This is a genomic window from Marinicella litoralis (assembly GCF_002591915.1).
GTDB classification, from domain to species: Bacteria; Pseudomonadota; Gammaproteobacteria; order Xanthomonadales; family Marinicellaceae; genus Marinicella; species Marinicella litoralis.
Map to the genome: position 1 here is coordinate 1,465,492 of NZ_NIHB01000001.1, position 22,374 is coordinate 1,487,865.

The 22,374-nt window shown below is 42.2% G+C and carries 19 protein-coding genes; 14 read left to right on the forward strand and 5 right to left on the reverse strand.

Annotated elements, in window-relative coordinates; translation table 11 throughout:
* Positions 1–50 precede the first annotated feature (50 nt).
* Both CCS90_RS06535 and CCS90_RS06540 read left to right on the forward strand, forming a co-directional pair.
* Entirely contained in the window at positions 51–962 is a 912-nt protein-coding gene (locus CCS90_RS06535) for a hydrogen peroxide-inducible genes activator (RefSeq protein ID WP_099018668.1), read from the forward strand.
* Positions 963–1,135: 173 nt separating this feature from the next.
* On the forward strand, positions 1,136–1,339 hold the full coding sequence (locus CCS90_RS06540) for a CsbD family protein (RefSeq protein WP_099018669.1): 204 nt from the start codon (positions 1,136–1,138) through the stop codon (positions 1,337–1,339).
* 67 nt (positions 1,340–1,406) lie between these two features.
* Here the strand turns inward: CCS90_RS06540 and CCS90_RS06545 are convergent, their stop codons facing one another.
* The 4 genes from CCS90_RS06545 to rluD form a co-directional block, all read right to left on the reverse strand.
* The gene (locus CCS90_RS06545) at positions 1,407–2,453 is read right to left on the reverse strand and encodes an efflux RND transporter periplasmic adaptor subunit (protein WP_099018670.1); all 1,047 of its coding nucleotides are present in this window, start codon (positions 2,451–2,453) and stop codon (positions 1,407–1,409) included.
* Entirely contained in the window at positions 2,440–5,523 is a 3,084-nt protein-coding gene (locus CCS90_RS06550; protein ID WP_099018671.1) for an efflux RND transporter permease subunit, read from the reverse strand. Before CCS90_RS06550 ends, CCS90_RS06545 begins: the two co-directional genes overlap by 14 nt.
* 69 nt (positions 5,524–5,592) lie before the next feature.
* Positions 5,593–6,324: a peptidoglycan editing factor PgeF gene (gene pgeF / locus CCS90_RS06555; protein WP_099018672.1), complete on the reverse strand. Its 732-nt coding sequence runs from the start codon at positions 6,322–6,324 to the stop codon at positions 5,593–5,595.
* A 145-nt stretch (positions 6,325–6,469) separates the two neighbouring features.
* Entirely contained in the window at positions 6,470–7,471 is a 1,002-nt protein-coding gene (rluD, locus tag CCS90_RS06560) for a 23S rRNA pseudouridine(1911/1915/1917) synthase RluD (protein WP_099018673.1), read from the reverse strand.
* A 135-nt stretch (positions 7,472–7,606) separates the two neighbouring features.
* Between rluD and CCS90_RS06565 the strand changes: the two genes are divergently transcribed.
* From CCS90_RS06565 to CCS90_RS06615, 11 genes are all read left to right on the forward strand, one after another.
* Positions 7,607–8,443, forward strand: coding sequence for an outer membrane protein assembly factor BamD (locus CCS90_RS06565; RefSeq protein ID WP_099018674.1), 837 nt, complete (start codon positions 7,607–7,609; stop codon positions 8,441–8,443).
* Between the two features lie 73 nt (positions 8,444–8,516).
* A complete protein-coding gene (locus CCS90_RS06570) occupies positions 8,517–9,104 on the forward strand; it encodes a YhgN family NAAT transporter (protein ID WP_099018675.1) in 588 nt (195 codons plus the stop codon).
* A 145-nt stretch (positions 9,105–9,249) separates the two neighbouring features.
* A complete protein-coding gene (locus CCS90_RS06575; RefSeq protein WP_099018676.1) occupies positions 9,250–10,059 on the forward strand; it encodes a DUF2520 domain-containing protein in 810 nt (269 codons plus the stop codon).
* Positions 10,056–10,844, forward strand: a complete 789-nt coding sequence (panB, locus tag CCS90_RS06580) for a 3-methyl-2-oxobutanoate hydroxymethyltransferase (protein WP_099018677.1) — start codon at positions 10,056–10,058, stop codon at positions 10,842–10,844. The genes CCS90_RS06575 and panB overlap by 4 nt, the downstream gene beginning before the upstream one ends.
* The gene (panC, locus tag CCS90_RS06585; RefSeq protein ID WP_099018678.1) at positions 10,844–11,617 is read left to right on the forward strand and encodes a pantoate--beta-alanine ligase; all 774 of its coding nucleotides are present in this window, start codon (positions 10,844–10,846) and stop codon (positions 11,615–11,617) included. Before panB ends, panC begins: the two co-directional genes overlap by 1 nt.
* Entirely contained in the window at positions 11,614–12,153 is a 540-nt protein-coding gene (locus CCS90_RS06590) for a flavoprotein (protein ID WP_099018679.1), read from the forward strand. Before panC ends, CCS90_RS06590 begins: the two co-directional genes overlap by 4 nt.
* Before the next feature lie 13 nt (positions 12,154–12,166).
* Positions 12,167–12,829 (forward strand): phosphopantothenoylcysteine decarboxylase domain-containing protein, encoded by a 663-nt coding sequence (locus CCS90_RS06595; protein WP_099018680.1) that lies wholly within the window; start codon positions 12,167–12,169, stop codon positions 12,827–12,829.
* Positions 12,826–13,608: a type III pantothenate kinase gene (locus tag CCS90_RS06600; RefSeq protein WP_099018681.1), complete on the forward strand. Its 783-nt coding sequence runs from the start codon at positions 12,826–12,828 to the stop codon at positions 13,606–13,608. The genes CCS90_RS06595 and CCS90_RS06600 overlap by 4 nt, the downstream gene beginning before the upstream one ends.
* Positions 13,609–13,616: 8 nt before the next feature.
* The gene (gene panD / locus CCS90_RS06605) at positions 13,617–14,009 is read left to right on the forward strand and encodes an aspartate 1-decarboxylase (RefSeq protein ID WP_099018772.1); all 393 of its coding nucleotides are present in this window, start codon (positions 13,617–13,619) and stop codon (positions 14,007–14,009) included.
* 192 nt (positions 14,010–14,201) lie between these two features.
* Entirely contained in the window at positions 14,202–15,194 is a 993-nt protein-coding gene (locus CCS90_RS06610; protein WP_099018682.1) for a branched-chain amino acid aminotransferase, read from the forward strand.
* Positions 15,195–15,370: 176 nt separating this feature from the next.
* Complete coding sequence (locus CCS90_RS06615; RefSeq protein WP_180236500.1) at positions 15,371–17,548, forward strand: mechanosensitive ion channel family protein; 2,178 nt, start codon at positions 15,371–15,373, stop codon at positions 17,546–17,548.
* A gap of 86 nt (positions 17,549–17,634) precedes the next feature.
* Here the strand turns inward: CCS90_RS06615 and CCS90_RS06620 are convergent, their stop codons facing one another.
* Positions 17,635–18,129 carry a c-type cytochrome gene (locus CCS90_RS06620; RefSeq protein WP_099018684.1) on the reverse strand — a complete coding sequence of 165 codons (495 nt, stop codon included), beginning with the start codon at positions 18,127–18,129 and terminating at the stop codon, positions 17,635–17,637.
* 67 nt (positions 18,130–18,196) lie between these two features.
* On the opposite strand from CCS90_RS06620, the gene CCS90_RS06625 reads away from it, so the two are divergent.
* Positions 18,197–22,096 carry a DEAD/DEAH box helicase gene (locus CCS90_RS06625; RefSeq protein WP_099018685.1) on the forward strand — a complete coding sequence of 1,300 codons (3,900 nt, stop codon included), beginning with the start codon at positions 18,197–18,199 and terminating at the stop codon, positions 22,094–22,096.
* Positions 22,097–22,374: the final 278 nt, after the last annotated feature.

Consider the following 22,374-nt stretch of genomic DNA (forward strand, 5'->3'; position numbering starts at 1 on the left):
CTAATTTTAGGGATAAAATGTGAACATTAACTCATTTATTAGATTAAACAATGCACTTTCCAACAATCAAACAACTCAGGTACTTTAATGCCTTGGTGGAATTTAACCACTTTGGTAAAGCGGCTGACAGTTGTTTTGTTTCCCAGTCTGCATTCAGCGTAGCCATCAAAGAATTGGAAAACGCATTGGGTGGCCAATTGGTTGATCGAACCAATAAAAGTGTGACCGTTACCAATCTAGGGCGTGAGATATACCAACAATCATTGACCATCATGACTGAGATGAAAAAGATGTTGGATCTGGCTCATGGAAACTTGTCACCACTTTCCGGTAAACTGTCAGTGGGCATGATTCCAACCATTGGTCCATTCGTTATGCCACAATTGCTGCCATTCCTGAATCAACAATACCCAGACATTGACTTGGAAATTCATGAAGGCAAATCGGCCGATATTTATGCGCAATTGATGCAAGGTCAGTTGGATGTGATTTTACTGGCATTGCCATACGAAATGAGAAGTGTCGAAACCTTGGCTTTATTTAAAGATCGTTTTCGCTTGATCAGTTCAGTCAACAATAAGTGGTTGAAAGGCCGTAAATTCAATATTAATGATGTGGGTGAGGGCTCTATCTTGTTATTGGATGATGGTCACTGTTTACGTGACCATGCCATCAGTGCCTGCCACATTAAAAATGTGGACAAAGTGAGTCAATTCACAGCCAGTAGTTTATTGACTTTGGTAGAAATGGTAAAACAAGATCTGGGAGTCAGCTTTATTCCAGAAATGGCACTTTCGCTGCCTTTCTTCAACAACAATGAAGTTAAAGTTGATGCCCTTGAGTTTGATGCCTTTCGAGAAATTGGATTGGCTTGGCGAAAAGGGAGCACCCGATCAAAGGAATTTCATATGTTGGGTGACAGTATCATCACTGCAGTTGAAGACAAGCTCAAATTATCTTGATGCCATAAAAAAATACCCACCCTGTTTCCACCTGAGTTTCCTGACTGATTTCAACTCATAAGGGCTTTGCAAGTGTGTTTTAATATACATACCTTGGATTTAACATGGTTTAGACGTGAATTTCACTGTCCATCGGTATACTTATAAGCACTTAATAACTTTGGAGAAAAACTATGAATTGGGATATTATCGAAGGAAAATGGGACCAGTTTAAGGGCAATGCTCGCATCCAATGGGGTAAGTTAACCGATGACGAGTTGGATGTAATTGCTGGAAACAAAACAAAACTGGCAGGAAAAATTCAAGAAAAATATGGATACACTCGTGAAAAAGCGGAAGAAGCAGCTGAAGAATGGAAAGAAAATCTGAATAGCTGATCAATCCATAATTACAACAATGAACGCCGGTATTTTAATTGATACCGGCGTTTTTTTATGGACTTATTTAATCTGCTTTTATTTGCACCAATTGTTGGTCACGCAACCTTTCATTGCCTCTGATCACCACTTGTTCACCAGCTTTAATTTCAGCATTGATGGCTATCATCTCACCCTGTGCCAGTCCTGTTGTTACATCAAGTTTATGAGCCACGCCTTCTCGCACCACAAATACATGTGCACCCTGTCGTCGCAAAACCAAGGCATCACGATGAACCGCAGTGACCGTTTTTGGCAAGGTAGATGGCATCATCAGCTGAACAGGCTCTCCAGGTAGAAGGTTGCCTGACATGTCTTTTAAGTGTACTTGTATCATTCGACTGTTTGAAGTGGCGGCTGGTATAAATCTTTCAACCAAAGCCGTTGAAGTATTGCCAGCATGGTCTTTGTATTGCCACTGTTGTCCTTTGGAAATGACTTCTTTTAATCTAAATGGCACCTGTGCAATGATTTCAATGTCGTCAGATGACATGATTTCGAGCAAGTCTTGACCCTGGTTTAAGTATTGTCCCGGCTGTGACAGTTGTTTGGTTACAAAAGAATTGAAGGGGGCTTTGGGGGTCAATTTTGAAATGTTGTTTTCAAGTTGTTGCAACCTTGATCTGGCTTGGGCAATGTCTGCCTGAGCAGCAGCGAGTTCTGCTTTGTTTTTATCTAATGCTGTGCCTGAAGTTAGGTTTTGAGACTCTAATGACTTCAAACGGATTGATTCTGATTTTAAAAACTCTAATTGCGCCTGTTGACTGGCAACTTCACTTTTTAATTCGTTCAACCGCAACGCATATTCCTCATCAGCAATCAGTCCCAGGGATTCTCCGGCGGTGAGTGACTGACCTACTGATGCCAGTTCAATCACACGTCCACTGGATTCTGCTTTTATGGTGGTGATGTATTTTGCTTTGGAATAGGCTGCAACGACTCGAATGGGAGCCATTTCCAGAGTAACTGCTGCTGCTGTTTTAACCACAGGGGCGGGCTGTTGTGCCCCTGCGCTATTGATTAATAATAGACAGCCAATCAAACATGCTATGGGTGATAATTTAAATGGTTGCAATGTTTTGCTCCTTTTGATTCTTTCCAGTGAGTTTCAATAAACTTGGCAACAAAACCAAGGTAAATAATGTGCTGATTAACATGCCCCCAACTATAACAGCAGCCAGCCCTCGATACAGCTCTGTTCCAGAGCCTGGCATCAATAACAAGGGTAACATGCCAAAGATACTGGTAAAGGTGCTCATAAAGATCGGACGCAATCTTAAGCGAACGGCATTGGAGACTGCTTCTTGAGTGCTCATGCCCATTTTTTCGGCATCGCGTGCTCGCAGTACCAAGAGTATCGCATTGTTGACCACCAAGCCCAATAAAATGACAAACCCAATCATGGTTAATAAATCCATTGACTGGCTGGATTCGCCAAATGTTCTCAGTACCCAATCCAATAAGCGCAATCCCATGATGCCGCCTACAGTTGCCATGGGTAAAGTGGTAACCACCAACAAGGCATCTTTGAATGACTGGAACATCGCACTGATTAATAAATAGAGAATAATAATGGCCAATAAAAATGAGCCAGACAAACTGGATAAAGCAGCGTCCAGTGCTTCTGCTGTACCACGGTAAGACACACTGCTGCCCTCGGGCAGTCGCTCAGTAATAAAAGGCGTCAGTTCCTGTTTCAGCAGCGCAATGGCAGTTTCCAGAGGCATGTCCGAAGGTGGTGTCACTTGTAGGGTCAAAGTCCTTGATCTGTCCACACGCAGTATTTGTGTTGGACCTGCTGTACGTTGGATGAAAGTGAGCTCATCCAATGGAACCACATCACCATTGGCAGTATAAAGTGGTGTGGCCGCTAACTCTTCAGGTGTTTCCCAATGATTGGCACGGAGCACGACATTCATTCGTTTATTGCCGTCAAAATACTCGCCGACAAAAGCCCCAGTGCCTAAGGAACGCAACACACCGTTTAAATCCCGTCTTGACCAGCCAGCCTCGGCAATCGCACGATCATTCGGTTTGATGTTAATCTCAGGAGCGCCCAGTTCAAGTCCAGGGGTGGTGTCTAGTCTGACTTGAGGTATCAGTTGTGAAACTTTATCATAGGCCAACTGACCGACTCGCAGTAACTCATTAAAATCTTCAGTCTGTATGTCTACACTGATGCTGCGGCCGGCTCTTGATCCGCCACCAAAAACACCACGCCTACCAGCGAATCCTCGGGCATCTGGTATTCCCGTAAGGATTTCTGTATTCATGATTTGCAGCATGCTGTCCATTTCTTCAGGATTTTTAACTCGGAAACCAACAAAGGCCCTGGAACCAAATACGCCAAAGAAATAGTTTTGTAATTTAGGTTGCTTGCTGCCATCCAGGTAAGGTTTTAAACGTGTTGAAACCACATCTGCAATTTCTTCTTTGGCAACGGAAAATGACATGCCGGGTGGGGTTGATATTCCGCCAAAACTGAAGTTTCGTTTACCCTCTGGCAAATAATCTGCAGGTGGTCTGAGCATGTAAGCCAAGGCAAGCGGTATCAATAACAATCCGGCTATCCAACTGATTTGCTGGGTGCGGCTGCGAGTTAATCCATCCAAAAAATCAGTGATTTTACGCCACATACCAGAGTGTTTGTCACTGAAATCACCACGATGAATAAATTTAACAGTGGCTGCAGGCAGCACGGTGACGGCCACAACCAAAGAAAATATCACAGAAATAGAAATGGTTAATGCCAAATCAGTAAATATTTGACCGGCTTCATCCTTAAGGAAAACCACCGGTAAAAATATGGCAACGGTGGTTGCGGTTGAAGCCAATAAGGCACCCCAAACTTGTTGTGACCCAATCATGGCTGCTTCTTCAGCTGATTTACCCATTTCCCTGTGCCTGATGATGTTTTCCAACACCACAATGGCGGCATCCAAAACCATGCCAGTGGCAAAAGCCAAGCCGGCCAACGATATGATATTCAGGGTGCGGCCAAATACATCCAGCATGATGAATGCACCCATCAAACAAATGGGGATGGCGACTGCCACAATCAATGCTGGCGTTTTTTTGCGTAAAAATGCCCACAGAATAAAAATGGCCAGCAACATGCCTAAGATTAAATTATTCCGCACCATATCAACAGATCCATTGGTGTATAGGGATTCGTCATAAACTTGGGTGATGGTTAAACCGGCTGGGGTTAAAGTGGTTTCTTGCAATTCAATGACTTTGGCTTTGATGTCGTCCATCAACTCAAGTAGATTAACCCCTGCTTCTGGGATGATGTTGGCAGCTATTGATGGGCCACCGTTTTGTAAAATCAGACCGCTTGGGTCTTGCATGACCACATCTATTGAAGCAATGTCTTTCAGGTAAATGGGTAAACCGTCGCGCCATTCAATCACATAATCTGACAGTGCTTGGTAGTCATATTTACTCTCAAAACGCATGGTGTATTTTCGTTTACCGACATCTTTGGTTCCCATTGAAGTGTTGCTGAAATTACCACCGACTGCGCTTAATCGAGTTAAGTCCACTCCCAGTGCTGCCGCTTGGTATGGGTCATAACTGATCCGAACTTCATAGGCCCTACCACCCACGGCATTGGCTGAAGAGACGCCATTAATTTGCTCTAATTTAGGCAGTACACTGTCGCTGATAAAGTCCAAATAGGTAACGATTGGACGGTCATTATTTTCGGTAGGAAGGATGGCAAACCAAGCAATGGCATTACCAAATGTGCGTCCACCAATGCGTAAAGTGGGTTCATTGGCATCCACTGGGTAACCTGGTACTTGGTTCAATCGATTGATGACTTCAATCAAAGACCGTTGCATATCGACATCGGCATCAAATTCCATGTCAATACTGGCAGAAGCATAACTGGCAGTGGCTGACATCCTTTCTACCCCAGGCATTCCACGAAAAACATTTTCCTGTAGCTCTAAAATTTCAGATTCAACTTCTTCAGGAGCTGCCCCAGGCCAACTGGTCGATATGTTGATGGTTGGTCTTTCAACATTGGGTGCCATTTGTATGGGGAGCCTATTGAGGCTGATATAACCAAAAATAGCTACCAGTATGATGGCAACCATCACTGCTACTCGGTTTGATAATGAGGCTTCAGTAAGTTTCACGTGAGTTGAGTACAGTTAAATGAATCATTGATTTTATCAACTGCTTTGACATTATGTCCGTGCCGAAAGTCACGGCTGGCATGGTTTAATCCAAGCCATGGTGCCCATTCGATGGGGTGTGGAATTTTCACGCCACGAATAATACTGCTTATTGAGGTAAGTACATTCCATCGATTGCTGGATTTGCTTGATGCCAAGGTTTTGCAATTGAATTTCAGCCATTGTATACAGACTGGCCAGGCTGTTGTGATCAATGATTTCTGTAAAGGCGTTGTTGGCATCAGGATGGCGTTTTAAATAATTAACAACAAATGATTCGTCCACTTCATATTGATCCTGCAATATGCAGGGACCAAACCAAACTAGTACTTCATGTTGGGGATTGATGGCTTCCAGGGTCTGACTTAAAATATTGGCATACAAACTCCTCCAACCGCAATGGACTGCGGCAACAAATGAACCCTCCGTGTCGGTCATAATGACGGGTAAACAATCGGCTGTCATCACGGCACAAATAACATCAGGCAATCGAGTGAAACAGGCATCTGCTTGTACATCAAAGTGCGCTTTGGGTGGTTCAAGGTATTCAATGACCTGGTTACCATGGACTTGTTGCATAAAGATCGGCTCATGAGGCAATTCAAAGGCTGTTATCAAAGCATGCATATGGTCAGGATCAGCGTGGTTTGGGTGGACATCAAAGCCATTTGTGGGGTTCGAAAGTGGGTTGATCAGTGAGCGGCTGGTTTGTAATACCTTGACACGAGCAGGTCTTTGCCATTGATTAATGAGGTGCGTCATAAAAAAAGAAGGGTCAATTTAAGTAAATATGTGGAAGAGGGAGTAAAGCCACAAGTATCTAGGAATTGAATAATTGACCCCTTAGATAATATTCCAATAAACTAATATTAACTAAAAATGCGAGCAAATGCTCATATTTATTGATTTATTCGACGTATTCCACCTCAAAATCATCAAAATCATCTTGTTTTATGTCTAAAAACTCCAAATCTTCGAGTAATTGACACAAATCGTCAGGCAAATTAGCATTGACTGTTATCAGTTCATTTGTGATTGGATGTACAAATTCAAGTTTTTCCGCGTGTAATGCTTGTCTAGGGAATGACCTCAATACTTCTTTCAATTCACTGTCAACTTGAGCGTCAACTCTGTTTGGATTGCCATATAAAGGGTCGCCGACCAATGGATGGCCCATGTGATGCATGTGAACCCTGATTTGGTGTGTACGTCCGGTTTCTAAATTTACCCTCACACTGGTGTAATGATCAAAGTGTTCTATCGGTTCATAATGCGTAATGGCTTCTTTCCCATTCATCACGACAGCCATTCGTACCCTTTGGGTTTTGTGCCGGCCAATTTGATTGCTGACAGTGCCTGCGGTTTTAAGTTGACCCCGTACCACACAAAAGTATTGTCTCTTGATGTCATGGGTTTTTAACAGTTCAACTAATTTGAGTTGGCACAGTGAAGTTTTTGCCACCACCATTAAACCTGATGTGTCTTTATCCAGTCGATGAACGATGCCAGCCCTGGGTAACATGGCTTGCTCTTGACTCATGCCTAATAAGCCATTTAACAAGGTTCCAGTTGGGTTGCCATTACCCGGATGAACCACCAATCCGGCAGGTTTATTCAACACCAATAAGTATTCATCCTCGAATAAAATGTCCAAATCCATCTGCTCAGGTTGGTCATCAACCACTTGTTCTAACAAGATATCGATGTCAATCACTTCAAATCCTTTTAAAAGGGTTTTGCTTTTGGTATTATGGCCGTTGATTTTGACATCACCCTTTTTAATCCATTGCTGGATAGTGGCTCTGGAGTGATCCGGAAAGAGGCTGGTCAAAAATTGGTCAATGCGTGAACCGGTTGATTCAGTAGTGACATTAATTCGTTGTTGAATCTTGTGATCGTTTTCATTCATGGCCGTATTTTACATTGCCAAATTTCATATTGCTTATGAAAAGCTGTGAGTTTTAACTTAAATTTACGTGCGATGAGGTTAATGTGACACATTTTTATCAAACTGGATGGTTCGGTTTTGAATTGAGGTTTATAAATGTTGCAAAACAACAGAACAAATTTAACAAAATGGCTACTGCTTTTGATAGTGGCTACATTGCTTTTACAAGGCTGTGGAAAAAAAGACGAAGTTAAAGAAGTAGAAGTCACTAAATTAACATCGTTAGAAATGTATTTGGCCGCAAAAAGGGCTTTGGATGCTGGCGTATGGTCAACAGCAGCTGACAAATACAAAGCATTGCGTTCTCATTACCCATTCGGGCATTATACCGAACAAGGTTCATTGGAGTTGGCTTATGCGCAGTATAAGTTGTTCCGTATGGAGCAAGCGGTAACATCTGTCGATCGTTTCATCAAAAATTATCCAGCTCATAAAAATCTTGATTATGCTTATTACCTTAAAGGCTTGATATATTTCGACAGCGATCGGGGATTCATGCAAAGAATGAACCCAGATAAATCAGCTGATAGAAATCAGGATAATATACGCAATGCCTTCACTGCATTTAAGAATTTCATTGAAAGATACCCTGACAGCTCATATGCACCAGATGCCAAAAAACGCATGGTTTACTTAAAGAATCAATTGGCAGCTTATGAGGTCCAAGTGGCAACCTATTATTTGCGCCGTGGGGCTCCAATTGCTGCGGTTAATCGAGCTAAATTTGTTTTGGAGTCATTTCAAGACACCCCATCTGTAGCCAATGCCTTGGCTTTGATGGTTGAGTCGTATGAAACACTTGATGAGCCAGAGCTTGCCGAACAAAGTAAGCAAATGTTGGCTGCCAATTATCCCAATCACCAATACTTATCTGAGGGTGATTTGGATTTATCAACAGATGTTCTTCAATGGAAAGACATCTGGCCCTTTTGATTCATTAAATCATAGAGTCAACAAGGCCAGTGATTTTCATTAAGTCACTGGCTTTTTTTTTTAGGATTAATTTATGGATATTTTATCTGCAACCATACTGCTGTTTTTAATTCTTGACCCTTTAGGAAACATCCCCATATTTCTGACACAGTTAGAGAAGGTTGAAAACCGGTTCCAAGTACTTGCCAGAGAATTGTTGTTGGCTTTGGCCATTTTGTTTTTATTTTTATTTTTTGGTAAACAGATGTTGGATTTCCTTCATCTAGAACAGGTATCAGTATCACTGGCCGGTGCGATTATATTGTTCATCATTGCCCTGCGCATGATATTCCCAGCCAGTCGACAATATGGTGACGAAGAAGAAGCTGATGAAGCGCCGTTCTTGGTTCCCTTGGCCATTCCATTGGTGGCCGGCCCATCAATCTTAGCCACACTGATTTTATTGGCCAGCAAACACCCGGAGCAATTTGATATTTTAGCCATTGCTTTATTCATTGCCTGGTTGCTGTCTGCCATCATCTTGTTTTCCGCCACAGCCATGCAAAAATACCTCGGAAAAAATGGCATGATAGCGATTGAACGCTTGATGGGAATGATCTTAATTGCCATAGCGGTTCAAATGTTCTTGGATGGCATCAGAGCGTTTTTGGACTCTGTGTGACTGGATTTATGACTGATTGTCTTTCATTCACTTGAAATTCATAAAAACAAACTTATAATTCAACCAGCACTGATTCATTGTGAACAGTGACTTATCAATTTGATTGTTTTCTTGAATCAATCGACAATATATGAGGACTTGATCTGTGAATCGACAGGTACCTGAAAAAATAGCCATTGTGGGTAATGGTAAAATGGCAAAACACATGATTCGTTATTTTGAATTAGTGAGTCAGCCTTATGTTCAATGGTTTCGGCCATCGAATACATTCAATGCATCCGCACAATCCAATCGTTCCAGGTTGGGATTGTTTAAGCAAAAATTAAATAAAATTCTCAATCATTCAAATGATTCATTGGCTGCATCCATAACAGATGTTTCAACGGTTTTGTTATTGATTCCTGATGATCAGATTGAAGAATTCATCACTAAGCAGCCTTCACTACAAGGCAAAAACTTGGTGCATTTCTCCGGATCCTTGTTTACCGATAAAGCGGCTGGGTGTCATCCATTAATGACTTTTGGTGAGGGCTTGTATGATTTGCCAAGGTATCAATCGATTCCATTTGTCATTGATGAACATGTTGAATTCAATCAACTGTTTCCATTATTCAGCAACCCAGTACACGCCATCAAACCTGAACAAAAGTGCATGTACCATGCCATGTGTGTGATGGCAGGTAACTTTGCTCAATTGATGTGGCAAGCAACTGGTAAAGAATTACATCAGATGGGACTTCCTGCAGATTTAATGTCCGAGTATCTGCAACAGAACACAGCTAATTTTATTAAAGACCCCGCATCATCAGCCACAGGACCCTTGGTAAGAGGTGACTCCAATGCAATCAAAAAACATCAAAAAGCTTTGATTAACCACCCATTGGGAAATCTTTACCAAGCTTTCTGTGATGTGTATGACAATGAAATTAAGACACTTAAAAGGAGTCAAGTATGAGCAACATCAATCAATTGGTTGCTAAAAAGTTAGCCGGCGAAAAACTGGCCATGTTGACTTGTTATGATTATTCATCAGCGCTGATCATGAGTCAGTCTGATGTGGAAATGATTTTAGTTGGAGACTCCGCGGCTATGGTCATGCATGGTGAAAGCTCGACATTACCCATCGATTACCACACCATGGCGCAACATGTTCGGGCGGTGGCCAAAGGTGCACCCAATAAATTCATTATTGGAGACATGCCTTTTTTGTCTTATCGAAAATCTTTGGATGAGAACATGCAGGCAGTTGAAACATTGATGAAAGCAGGTGCACACGCGATTAAGTTAGAAGGGGTTACAGGGAATGAAACTTTAATCAAACACATAGTTGAATCGGGTATTCCAGTAATGGGTCATTTGGGCTTGACCCCGCAATCGGTTAATCAATTAGGTGGTTTTAAGGTACAGGGTAAATCGGTAGATGCTCAGAAAAAAATCATTGAAGATGCGAAAACCTTAGAATCTTTGGGCTGTTTTTCCGTGGTTCTGGAGTGTGTACCTGATGAACTAACCAAGGAATTGGTAAAATACACAAATATGATAACCATTGGTATTGGTGCTGGAGCAGCGGTCGATGGCCAAGTGCTTGTTTTACAAGACATGCTGGGATTTTCATCCAGTTTTAGTCCAAAATTTTTGCGCCGATATTTAAACACAGAAAAATTATTTTTGGAGGCGTTCAATGCCTATGCCAAAGACGTCAAAAATAAACAATACCCAGATCAATCGGAGCAATATTGATGCTCAGAATCGATTCCATTGATGCATGGCAAGCTTACCGTAAAAACGTGGATGGTGATATAGGCTTGGTACCTACCATGGGTGCATTGCATGCTGGGCACCTGTCTTTGGTCAATGCAGCCAAAAGCAGCAATGAACATGTGGTGGTCAGTATCTTTGTCAATCCCACTCAGTTCAATCAAGCCAATGATTTTGAAAAATATCCAAATACCCTGGATGAGGATTTAAGCCAATTGGCCCAGTCAGGTGTAGACGCGGTATTTATGCCTACTTTTGAATTGATGTACCCTGACAATTACATATACCAATTAACTGAAAAAGACTTGAGTACTCAATTTTGCGGTGCACACAGGCCGGGCCATTTTGATGGTGTTTTGACGGTGGTGATGAAATTGTTGAATTTAGTCCAACCAAACCAAGCATTTTTTGGGGAAAAAGATTTTCAACAGTTGGCGCTGATCAAAGGTATGGTTAAAGCGTTTTTTATTAACACTCAAATTGTATCTTGTCCCATTGTCCGTGAAGCCGATGGCTTGGCCATGAGTTCACGAAATTTGAGGTTGTCAGCGATTGAACGAAAAGTGGCTCCTCAGTTGTATGCCACATTGAATTCAGACAGTACTTTGAAAGAAAAAACTGAACACTTAAATACCATAGGATTTGATGTGGACTATTTAGCTGTTATGGGCGATAGGTTATTGGTCGCTGCTACTTTGGGAGAAATAAGATTGATCGATAATGTACCTTATGACATGCCAGGGGATAAAGCATGAAACGATTGATCTTGATGACTGGTTCCATTGCCTGCGCCAAAGCCACCAGTTTAATATCAGAATGGGTAAAACAAGGTGATGAAGTCAAAGTGGTGTGTTCACCAGGTGCTTTAAATTTTGTTGGCTTGGCTACTCTGGAAGGTTTAAGTCAACAAAAAGTCATGAGTACAACCTATGAAGTGGGTGCCATGATGGATCACATCCGTGTCAGTCGATGGGCCGATCAAATTATTTTATGTCCAGCCACAGCCAATGTAATCAATAAATTAGCTGCTGGAATCGCTGATGATGTGGTGACCACGGTTTGGATTGCGGCATACAGTCATGCCCAAGAAACAGGAAAACCAATGTGGTTGGTGCCAGCGATGAACACCATGATGTGGCAATACCCAGCCACGCAAAGTGCCATCAACAAATTAAGTGCTTGGGGCATCAAAGTAATGATGCCAAATGCAGGCAGCCTGGCTTGTGGTGAAAGTGGTGAAGGTAGGATGCCAGAAGTGGCAGACATTATGAAACAAGTAGAGCAGCTTTGATGGGGGTGTGTTTATGAAAATTTTGGTGACTGCAGGTGGAACCAAAGAGTATATCGATGGCGTCAGATACATCGGAAATTGTAGCAGTGGTCAAACCGGAGCTGAATTGGTAGATCATTTGGCGAGTTTAGGTCATGAAGTGACTTGGTTGGGTGCTAAAACTGCAGTCAGGCCCAATAAAAACGTAACACAACTGATATACGAGACATTTGATGAACTGTCTTCAGCCATGCAAAAATCACTCGCCAACAGTCATTTTGATGTGGTTTTTCAAGCCGCAGCAGTCAGTGACTTCAAGGTTTCTTCTGTGCGGTTAGATGGGATCCATTTTACAGCCGGAAGAGGTGTGAAATTACCCACAGCAGATGAGGTTCAGTTACAGTTAACCAAACAACCCAAGTTGGTTTCATCGGTTAAATCATGGTCGAACAACTCAGCGGTGAAAGTGGTGGCTTTTAAATTAACCAATTCAAGTGATGATGCGGTCAAAAAAGCGGCTATTGCCAAGCTGTTGAAACAAAGTGCAGTGGATTTTGTTGCACACAATGACCTGAACGAAATTTCAGACAGTACCCATGGTTTTTGCTTGTACAGTCATTTGGAAGATTCAGTCAGTTGTGACAATGTCCAAGCGATGGCAGATACGGTGCTTGGATTCATTGGAGGTGCAGCATGATTTTGTGTTTAGATATTGGTAACAGCCACATGCATGGTGGGGTGTTTGATAATGATCAGCTCCAAGTTCAATTTCGAATGGCGTCAAAAACCGGTGCATCCTCAGATGAATATGGTGTGTTTTTGCGCAGTGTACTCAGAGAAAATGACATTGATCCGCGCGACATTGAAGCGATATCCTTATGTTCAGTGGTTCCTGAAGTGCTGTATCCAATCAATGCCTGTTGTCAAAAATATTTCAACCTTGAGCCATTTGTTTTACAAGCAGGGGTTAAAACTGGGCTGCAAATTGCCTATCGCAATCCATTGGAAGTGGGTGCAGATCGAATAGCCAATGCCATAGCCGTTACCCATTTATATCCCAAACAAAATGTCATCATCATCGATTTAGGCACTGCCACCACATTTTGTGCCATTTCAGCACAGAAATTATATATGGGTGGTGTGATCATGGCAGGAATGAAGATGTCGATGAAGGCACTGGAATCAGGTGCCTCTAAGTTAGGTTCAGTTGAGATTGTAGAACGTGATGATGTACTGGGTAAATCAACCAATGAAAGCATTCAATCAGGCTTGTTTTTTGGTGCTCAAGGGGCCATGAAAGAAATCATTAACGGCTTAACTGAAAGGTCATTTGATGGCAAAAAGCCCATCATCATTGGTACAGGTGGATTCACCTCAGTGTTCCGAGACTCAAATATATTCAGCGAAATCATTCCAGATCTGGTACTTAAAGGCTTGTATCTGGCGTATAAAATTAATGAAGAACCAAGGAAATAATCATGTCCATGAATTTAACCATGCTACACAGTAAGATTCACCGAGCCACAGTCACTGATGCCAACTTAAACTATGAGGGCTCCATTTCTATTTGCCCAAATTTGATTCAAGCGGCGGGTTTGTTAATCAATCAACAAATCGATGTGCTTAACTGTAATTCGGGTTCACGATTAACCACCTATGTCATTGAAGGTGGGCCGGGTGAGATTTGCTTGAATGGCGCCGCTGCGCGACACAACCAACCAGGCGACTTGGTGATTCTTGCCGCCTATTGCTCACTCGATTCACAAGAGGCCAAAAGTCATCAGCCGAATTTGGTGTTTGTGGACAGTGAAAATAAAATCAGCAGCTTAAAAACCAAAGAAACCCATCAAAAGGAAAACTTTGAGCATGCAGCTTAAAGTCAAATTTTGCTGATGGTTTGGCGATTATGGCCGGCGAATTGCTGGCCTCTGATTGGGTGTAAAGTTTTGTGAGCTATTTATAATGATTTAGCCTGCTCGAATTCATCTTAAGAATTATTCAAAGCACAAAGTATCATCATTTTGTTCCATCAGTTAGAATAGGCAGCCTTTCAATATATTCAAGCAAACATGGCCGAATTTGGACAAGCATTCACCACGCAAATGGTGGTTTCAAACTTTCAAGACAATCATTGGACAGCTCCTGAGGTTAAACCCATTGGACCGTTCAGTTTTCATCCTGGCACCCATGTTTTACATTATTCAAGTACTTGTTTTGAAGGATTGAAAGCCTATCGATGGACTGATGGCAGCATTCATCTATTTCGTTATCAAGACAACATTCGTCGATTGCGCAACAGTGCCGCTGCATTGTGTTTGCCAGTCCCTAGTGATGAGTTGTTGGAGGCATCTATCTTTGCTGCCGTCAAAGCAGTGGTTTCTGAAATTCCAGACTTGCCGGGCGCATTGTACATTCGGCCGACTTTGATTGGTACAGAGCTAAACATTGGTGCTGCCGGTCGTGGTTCAAAAGAGGCTTTGTTGTATGTCATTACTTCACCGGTGGGTGATTACTTTGCTGGCGGCATCAGGCCCTTAAAACTTTTAATTGACGATGAGAATATGCGTTCAACACCTAAGTTTGGCCAAGTCAAAACCGGCGGAAATTATGCGGCATCCTTGGGTTCTGTGACTCAAGCGCGTGCGGAATTTGGCGCCGATCAAGTGCTGTTCTGCCCTGGAGGTCAAGTACAGGAGACGGGTGCTGCCAATTTTATATTGCTTAAAGGAAATGAGGTCATCACCAAGAAGTTGGATGGTTCCATTTTACCTGGCATTACACGTGATTCGATTCTTAAATTGGCCGCTGAACAAGGCTATCAAATCAAGGAAATAGACTATACAGTGGATGAATTGTTGGCTTGGCTGCCTGAATCCGAAGCTTTCTTGTCTGGAACGGCTGCGGTGTTATCACCTGTGGGTTCGCTGATTTATCATGGAAAAGAATATCTGCTGGGCGATGGCAAAATAGGTGAAAAGTCGGTGCAGTTGAAAGCCAAGTTAACAGGCATTCAGACAGGGAAAAACAATGACACATACCGTTGGACCACTGTGGTTGAATAATTGTATTTGTTTGGCAGGTAAGAAAAGGATTTTTCAATTATAATTTAGATTATACCCACACGCGACTTTCTGCGAATCATGTTAATATAGTCAGATAAAGACTGATTAAAATTGACCGGATGAGCATGTGGAATATTAAAAGCAAACCAAGCTATCGAAGCAACCAGAACTTTCTCATGGTCTGGGTTGTTTTCACATTCTTTGGTTTTTTGGCCAACAACGCCGCCATCGCTCAGAACCCCCTTGATTTATTAACTGGTGGGGACAAGGCACAGGGTTATACCACGCCATCACCTAATTCATTGAAGGTTAAATGGTGGCAGGAAGCCATAAAAAATTCACCACCAGAAGATCCTTATTTTCAACTGAATCAGATGGCTGATGAGTTGCAAGTTTACACCGATGTTGAAAAATACAATCTAAACAATGCGGCAATCCAAGCCATATCACAATTTAAAAACAATTTAAATCAACTGACAAAAACAGCATCGTCAGAAGTGACGATCGACCCCATTGTCTATGAGAAAAAGGCCGCTTATTCATTGGCTGAAATTTATGCTTATAAGCAGCGGATTCGAGACATTAAAAACACTCAAAATCAACGGCAAGAAGACATTGATTTGTTGCGAAATGATGCAAAGGCTCAGAATCAAGCCATGGATGATTTAATTGTTAAGCATCGAAATTTGCCATCAGAGTCATTGACCCGATTGGAAACTGGCTTGTTGTGGATTGAAGCAAGGTCCTGGGTCGCTTTGTATGAAAGGCAAGTAGAGGTTCTGGTCAATAAACAAGCTTTGGTCGATAAACAACTGCTGGATTTACAGAATCATTTGGCAGATGCAGTGCAGTTAATTCAGCCCGATGTAGAACGAATTGAGGAACTGGATGAGTTGTTAACCAACGTGGCTGAGCAGATTGACGTGGTCAGTGTCAAAGTTCAGGCCGCCAATTTAAAAATTGCCAGTCCAGAAGAAGACAGCATCATTGGAGGTTTTTTGACTGACATCAAAAAACTTGAGTTAGCCAGTCATATGCTTGCTTTAAATAAGCTTGAATTACAACAGGTCAAAGCCAAGGCACAATTTGATTGGATCAGAAGCACCCAGCCTGAAATGGAACTTGATGATGATGAAGTGTTGAAACATGTCAACATTGCCAATTTGATTAAAACAAAAACCGAAGCCAATCAAGTCAAATGGAAGGCTTTGGCGCAAGACATTCTGATTTCTCCAGCGCTGGGGCCTGATTTCAAGAAAATCAAAAAGATCAGAGACGCTGCCTTAAAACGAACCCGCTTGGCTCAAGAATTGTTATTGGATTTGGAAGATTTGGGTTGGCATTTAGAGCAAGTGACCTTCATCGAGGGTTTGTTAACAGAACAAGTTATTGACAGCAAAAGTGGCTTAAATCGAGTCTGGGCTCAGGTTAAATCTTATGGGCAATTCGCATGGAGCGGCTTTGAAAAGATGGCCAATAAGACCTTGTTTAAAATCAACGAAACACCGATCACACTGATGCCTTTGTTGCGGCTAATTATCATTGTGCTGATTGGTTACGTGGTGTCTAAGTTTGTTCGCTTTATTATTCGCCGGGTTGAGGAACGGCGACAAGTTGATAAATCATCGGTGTTTTTCATTCTTGATAAATTGATTCATTATTTGATTATCTTCGTTGCCACCATTGCTGGTTTCACCACATTGGGGATAGATTTTACCAACTTAACTTTGATTGCTGGTGCCTTGTCAGTTGGTATTGGTTTTGGTCTGCAAAATATTGTGAGTAATTTTGTATCAGGTTTGACCATCATGTTTGAACGCAGTTTGAAGGTGGGTGATTACATAGAAATGGAAGATGGATTCACTGGTTCTGTGATGGAAATCAATGCAAGAAGTACCCGGATAAACACCAATGACAACATTGATGTGGTTATTCCTAATTCCGATTTAGTGACCAATAAAATCATCAACTGGACTTTAAGAGATTCGATCAAACGGGTCAAAATACCTTTTGGTGTGGCTTATGGAACAGACAAGGAAAAGGTGCGTGCAGCAGCGATTGAAGCCGCTGAAAATGTCAGTTATACATTGACCAATATGAAAGGCAAAGAACCGGAAGTTTGGATGACTGGATTTGGTGATAATTCAATTGATTTCGTGTTATTGGTTTGGGTTTCTAAATATGGTGTGAGGAGACCTAATCGAATCAAAGCTTCTTTTTTATGGGAGCTGGATACGGCTTTCAATAAATACAAGATTGAAGTGCCATTCCCGCAACGGGTTATTCATTATGCTGAAAGCAAAATATTTGACAAACAAAGTGAAGATGATGAGTTGGCAAAAGATGCAAAATAGATTGGTTGCTTGCTTGAAAAATAATTTGATGGCATAAAAAAAGCGGCCTCATTAGCCGCTTTTTTGATTTGTTCCAGAAGGAATTGTTATTCTAAGTTGTCAGTCATGTATAAGACAGTCACTTGAACTTGTTCGTCTGTTAAGTCCATTCTTCCACCTTTGGCTGGCATCAAACCGTTTTCACCCATGTAGCCTTCGATGGCGTGAAGCAGCAATGTTTCTTCGCCTTGTGCAATGCGGTCATCCCATTCAGTGGCAATCAATTTAGGTGCTCCACCTGCACCCGTTGTGTGACAGGCTGAACATACATTGTTATAAATCATTTCACCATCCAAAGAACCGTCAAAGGCTGCGGCCAATACTACTGGGGCTGCTTCAGTGACAGCATTGGGATCGGTATTAACAGCTGCGATAGGTTTAATGGATTCCTGAATCGAAGTTCGATCGGCCTCTCCTTGGACATTCGCAACCAATTTGTTTTGCATTGAAATGCCTACCAAGGCCAAAATAATGGTCAGTAAAACCAATGCGCCCAGCAATAGAGAAAAATTTCTAAAAAATATCGAATCTTGGTCACTCATGAATTATCCTGTGTTTTCTAAATTAATTTAACCGCCGCATTATAATTGTTAAGGTCCACTTTGCCAAATGTTTAATCAAGTCATCAACCAATGGTTCGCTAAAAAGTTTAAAAAGCCTACACCTGTGCAACAAGCGGCCTGGCAAAAAATCAAAACAGGCAAGGATGTTTTGGTTTCTGCGCCTACTGGTTCGGGTAAGACATTGGCTGCCTTTTTAAGTGCCATCAATCAACTTTTCGAATCTCAGGCTGATGAATCAACGGGATTAAAAGTGATTTATGTTTCTCCCTTGAAGGCCTTGTCAAATGACATTAACTTGAATTTACAGACACCATTGTGCGATTTGAATGCATTACATAAGGAACAGTTTCAATTGACATCGGCTGTTTGGACTGGAGATACGGTCAGCTATGAACGTGAAAAGATAAAACGTCAACCACCGCATATTTTAGTTACCACACCAGAATCCTTATACAACATCCTGACTTCGAAGGCCGGTCGTGCCATGATGAATGGGGTTGAGACGGTTATAGTCGATGAAGTCCACGCTTTGGCATCCAATAAAAGAGGCGCACATCTGTTGTTGACTTTAATGAGGTTAGAGGCATTGGCATTACGAAGGCCACAAAGAATTGCCATTTCTGCCACCCAAAGGCCGATTGAGAAAATGCAAAATTACATTTTGCATCCTGAGTTTTCCGAAGTGGTGAATTTAGGACACCGCAGGACCATGGATTTATCCATTGAAATTGTAGCGAGCCCGCTGTCTGCGGTGATTTCAAATGAACAGTGGGGTGAAATATATGAGTTGCTGGCTACGGCCATCAAACAACACAGAACCACTTTGGTTTTTGTTAATAACAGGCGGTTGGCAGAGCGGGTTGCTAAACATTTGGCGGAGCGGGTAGGTCAAGATTGGGTGACTGCACATCATGGCTCTTTGGCAAAAGAGCATCGTTTACTGGCCGAACAGGCGCTTAAAGCTGGCAAGTTAAAAGCCATTGTAGCCACGGCTTCCTTGGAACTTGGTATTGATATTGGAGACGTAGACCTGGTTTGTCAACTGGGTTCACCAGGCAGTATTCAGGCCTTCTTACAAAGGGTTGGTCGTTCAGGTCATGGAGTGAACAGAACCCCCAAAGGCATGATCTTTCCGTTAACCATTGATGACTTGTTGGAAGCGACTGCGCTGTTCAGAGCCATTGACAGCGACCAATTGGAACTAACTCAATTTCCGATTCAGCCATTGGATGTATTGGCTCAGCAGATTGTGGCTGAGGTTTCGCAAAAAAACTGGCAGCTTTCGCAACTGTATCATTTATATAAAACTGCTTCATTATATAACAGCCTTACCGAACAACAGTTTACTCAAGTGGTACAAATGTTGGCGGATGGATATTCAGGACGGTCGACTTTTCAAAAGGCATTGGTTTTTTATGATGAAATCACTGGTGAAATCAGACCAAGAAAGGCGGCATCATTAACAGCCTTGTTGAACGGAGGCACCATTCCTGATCAATTTGATTATGATGTCAGGTTACTACCCGATGATTTGAAAATTGGTTCGCTCAATGAAGATTTTTCATTTGAAAGTATTCCAGGAGATATTTTTCAATTAGGCAACCACTCTTACCGCATTTTAAAAGTCCAAACCGGAGTGGTATTTGTTGAAGATGCCGCCGGACAACCACCAAATATTCCGTTTTGGTTTGGTGTTCAAATGTGGCGTTCAGATGAACTCAGCCGAGCGGTTTCTGATTTGCGTCATGATTTAGATCGTTATATTGAGACAGGGATGAAGGAGCCACCTTCAGAACTTCCCGTTAATCAACTGGGGTTGGATCAGTTGATTAACTACACACAAAAAACCAAAGACGTACTGCAAGTGTTTCCGTCACAACAAGATGTGGTGGTAGAAAGGTTTTTTGATGGAAATAATGACATGCATTTGGTGATTCATTCAGTTTTTGGCTCAAGAGTTAATCGTGCATGGGGTTTGGCTTTAAGGAAGAAGTTTTGTCGTCAATTCAATTTTGAGTTGCAAGCCGCTGCATTGGAAGATGCTTTGATATTGTCCTTAAGCTCGACCCACAGTTTTGAATTAGCAACCATAAAAGGATACCTCAAAGCGGACTCCGTCAAAGAGGTATTGATTCAGGCTTTGTTGGACACTCCCTTTTTTGTTACCCAATGGCGTTGGAATGCTTCTGTTGCTTTGGCTGTTAAAAGGCGCAGGGGAGGAAAAAGGGTCTTACCTCAGTTTCAGCGCAATGAGGCGGAAGATTTGGTGGCAGAGATATTCCCAGAACAAATTGCTTGTGCAGAAAACATCGCCGGTAGTCGCACAGTCCCTGACCATCCTTTGGTTGAACAGACCATAAATGACTGCACTTTAGGTATTATGGATGTTGATAAGCTCGCCGATATTTTGCATCAAATTGATGTGGGTAAGATCAACATACATTATATTGACAGCCACACTCCTTCGCCGACCTCACTGGCGATTATCAATGCCAGAAACTATGCTTTCTTGGATGAAGCCCCAGCAGAGGAGCGGCGAACTTTGGCCGTACAGTCACAATCTTTGGACCAGTCATTTGCTACCATAGGCTTAAATCCTCAGGACATCACTGAATTCAATTCACACATAAGACCCAAAGTCAGGGATTTAGATGAGTTGCAGGAATACGTGTTTTTTATGGGCATCTTGTGGCCGGATGAAGCGGTTCAATTTTCAGCGGGTCTGCAGTCGCTGATGGACCAAGGTAAGGTTTTACGGCATGACATAAAAGGAATTGATGTGTATATCAGCCCAAAATACAAGAACCTGTTAGTGCTATTGACCGAGCAACCAGCCGAACTTGAACGTGCAGATTTGTTGAATATGGTAGGTAACCGGTTGACACTAAGTGGCTTGATTGCCTTTGAACAGATACACAAAAGAATACCCGTGGCTGCCAGTGTTTTGCAGCAAGTATTGATTCAATTGGAGATTAATGGGGTGGCCTTTCAATTTAAACAAGACCAATGGATAGAACGCAATCATTTGGCCAAGCTGCGTAAATCACAACTGAATCGGTTCAGAAGAGCGGTTGTTACTTTATCTGCGGATGCTTACAACGACTTTTTATCCGACTGGCAGTTCATCAATAAACCTGCTGTGGGTGTAGAGGGCTTAAGTCAAGTGTTGAACCAATGGCAAGGTTACGCAGCCAATGTTCAGGACTGGGAAAACGATGTGTTGAAACCCCGAGTTGAGGATTATCATGGCATGATGTTAGATATGTTGTGCCAAAGTGGTCAATATATATGGAAGAGAGCCAAAGCTAAATTGGTTTCTGATGACTTGAATCAAATGAGTATTAAAAAAACTCAATTTACATTCTTGGAAAGCAAGTTGTCCCATTTGTTTCCAGCACAAGACAACATCCTTCCGATGAACAGCAAGTCACTGATGGTGCTAGAATTGTTAAACAAGCGTGGCGCGATGTTCTTTAGGGAGGTTTTGGATTTAACTGATTTGATGCCAGTTGAATTGGAGCAAGTATTGATTCAATTAATTAAACACGGGCTGATTGTAGCGGATGGATTTCAGGCATTGCGCGTGTTTTCACAATCTCCTGCAGAGAGGAGGCGACAATTACTTAAAGCCAAAAAGCATGCCAATAATTATGGATACCTAGAGATGATGGGTAGGTGGAGTGTGATTAAAACCAAGCAAGTTGATGTCAGTGCTTACATCCACATTATGTTGCAGCGTTATGGCGTGCTCAGTTATGACATATGGAACAAGGAAGACCTGCCGGTCAAATGGAGGACGGTTTCATTTGAACTGCAAACCTTAGAGGCCAGGGGTGAACTGTTAGCCGGTCGATTCATACATAATATGTCAGGCATGCAATATGCCAAGCCAAATGCTTACAGAAAAATTCAGTCCATGACACGACCCAAATCAGAGCAAATCTAGGTATGATGTGATTCCTGCTTGGTGGATATTTAAGCGGCATCAATTAATTTCATTAAATTGTCACAAAGGGGTTTACATCCAGGAAAGTGAGGCTATAATTCGCATCCTCTTGAGACACTCAAGGGAAGGCCGAGACGGAAATTGGTTGTATTAAAAAGGCAGTTTGGATTAATTTGAAAGAATTAAAAAAAAGGCTTGCAAAGGGAATTTTTTAAGCGATAATACGCAGCCCTCACAGTTGAGGGACAGGGAAGAAAAAGCGGGCTTGGTAGGCTAAA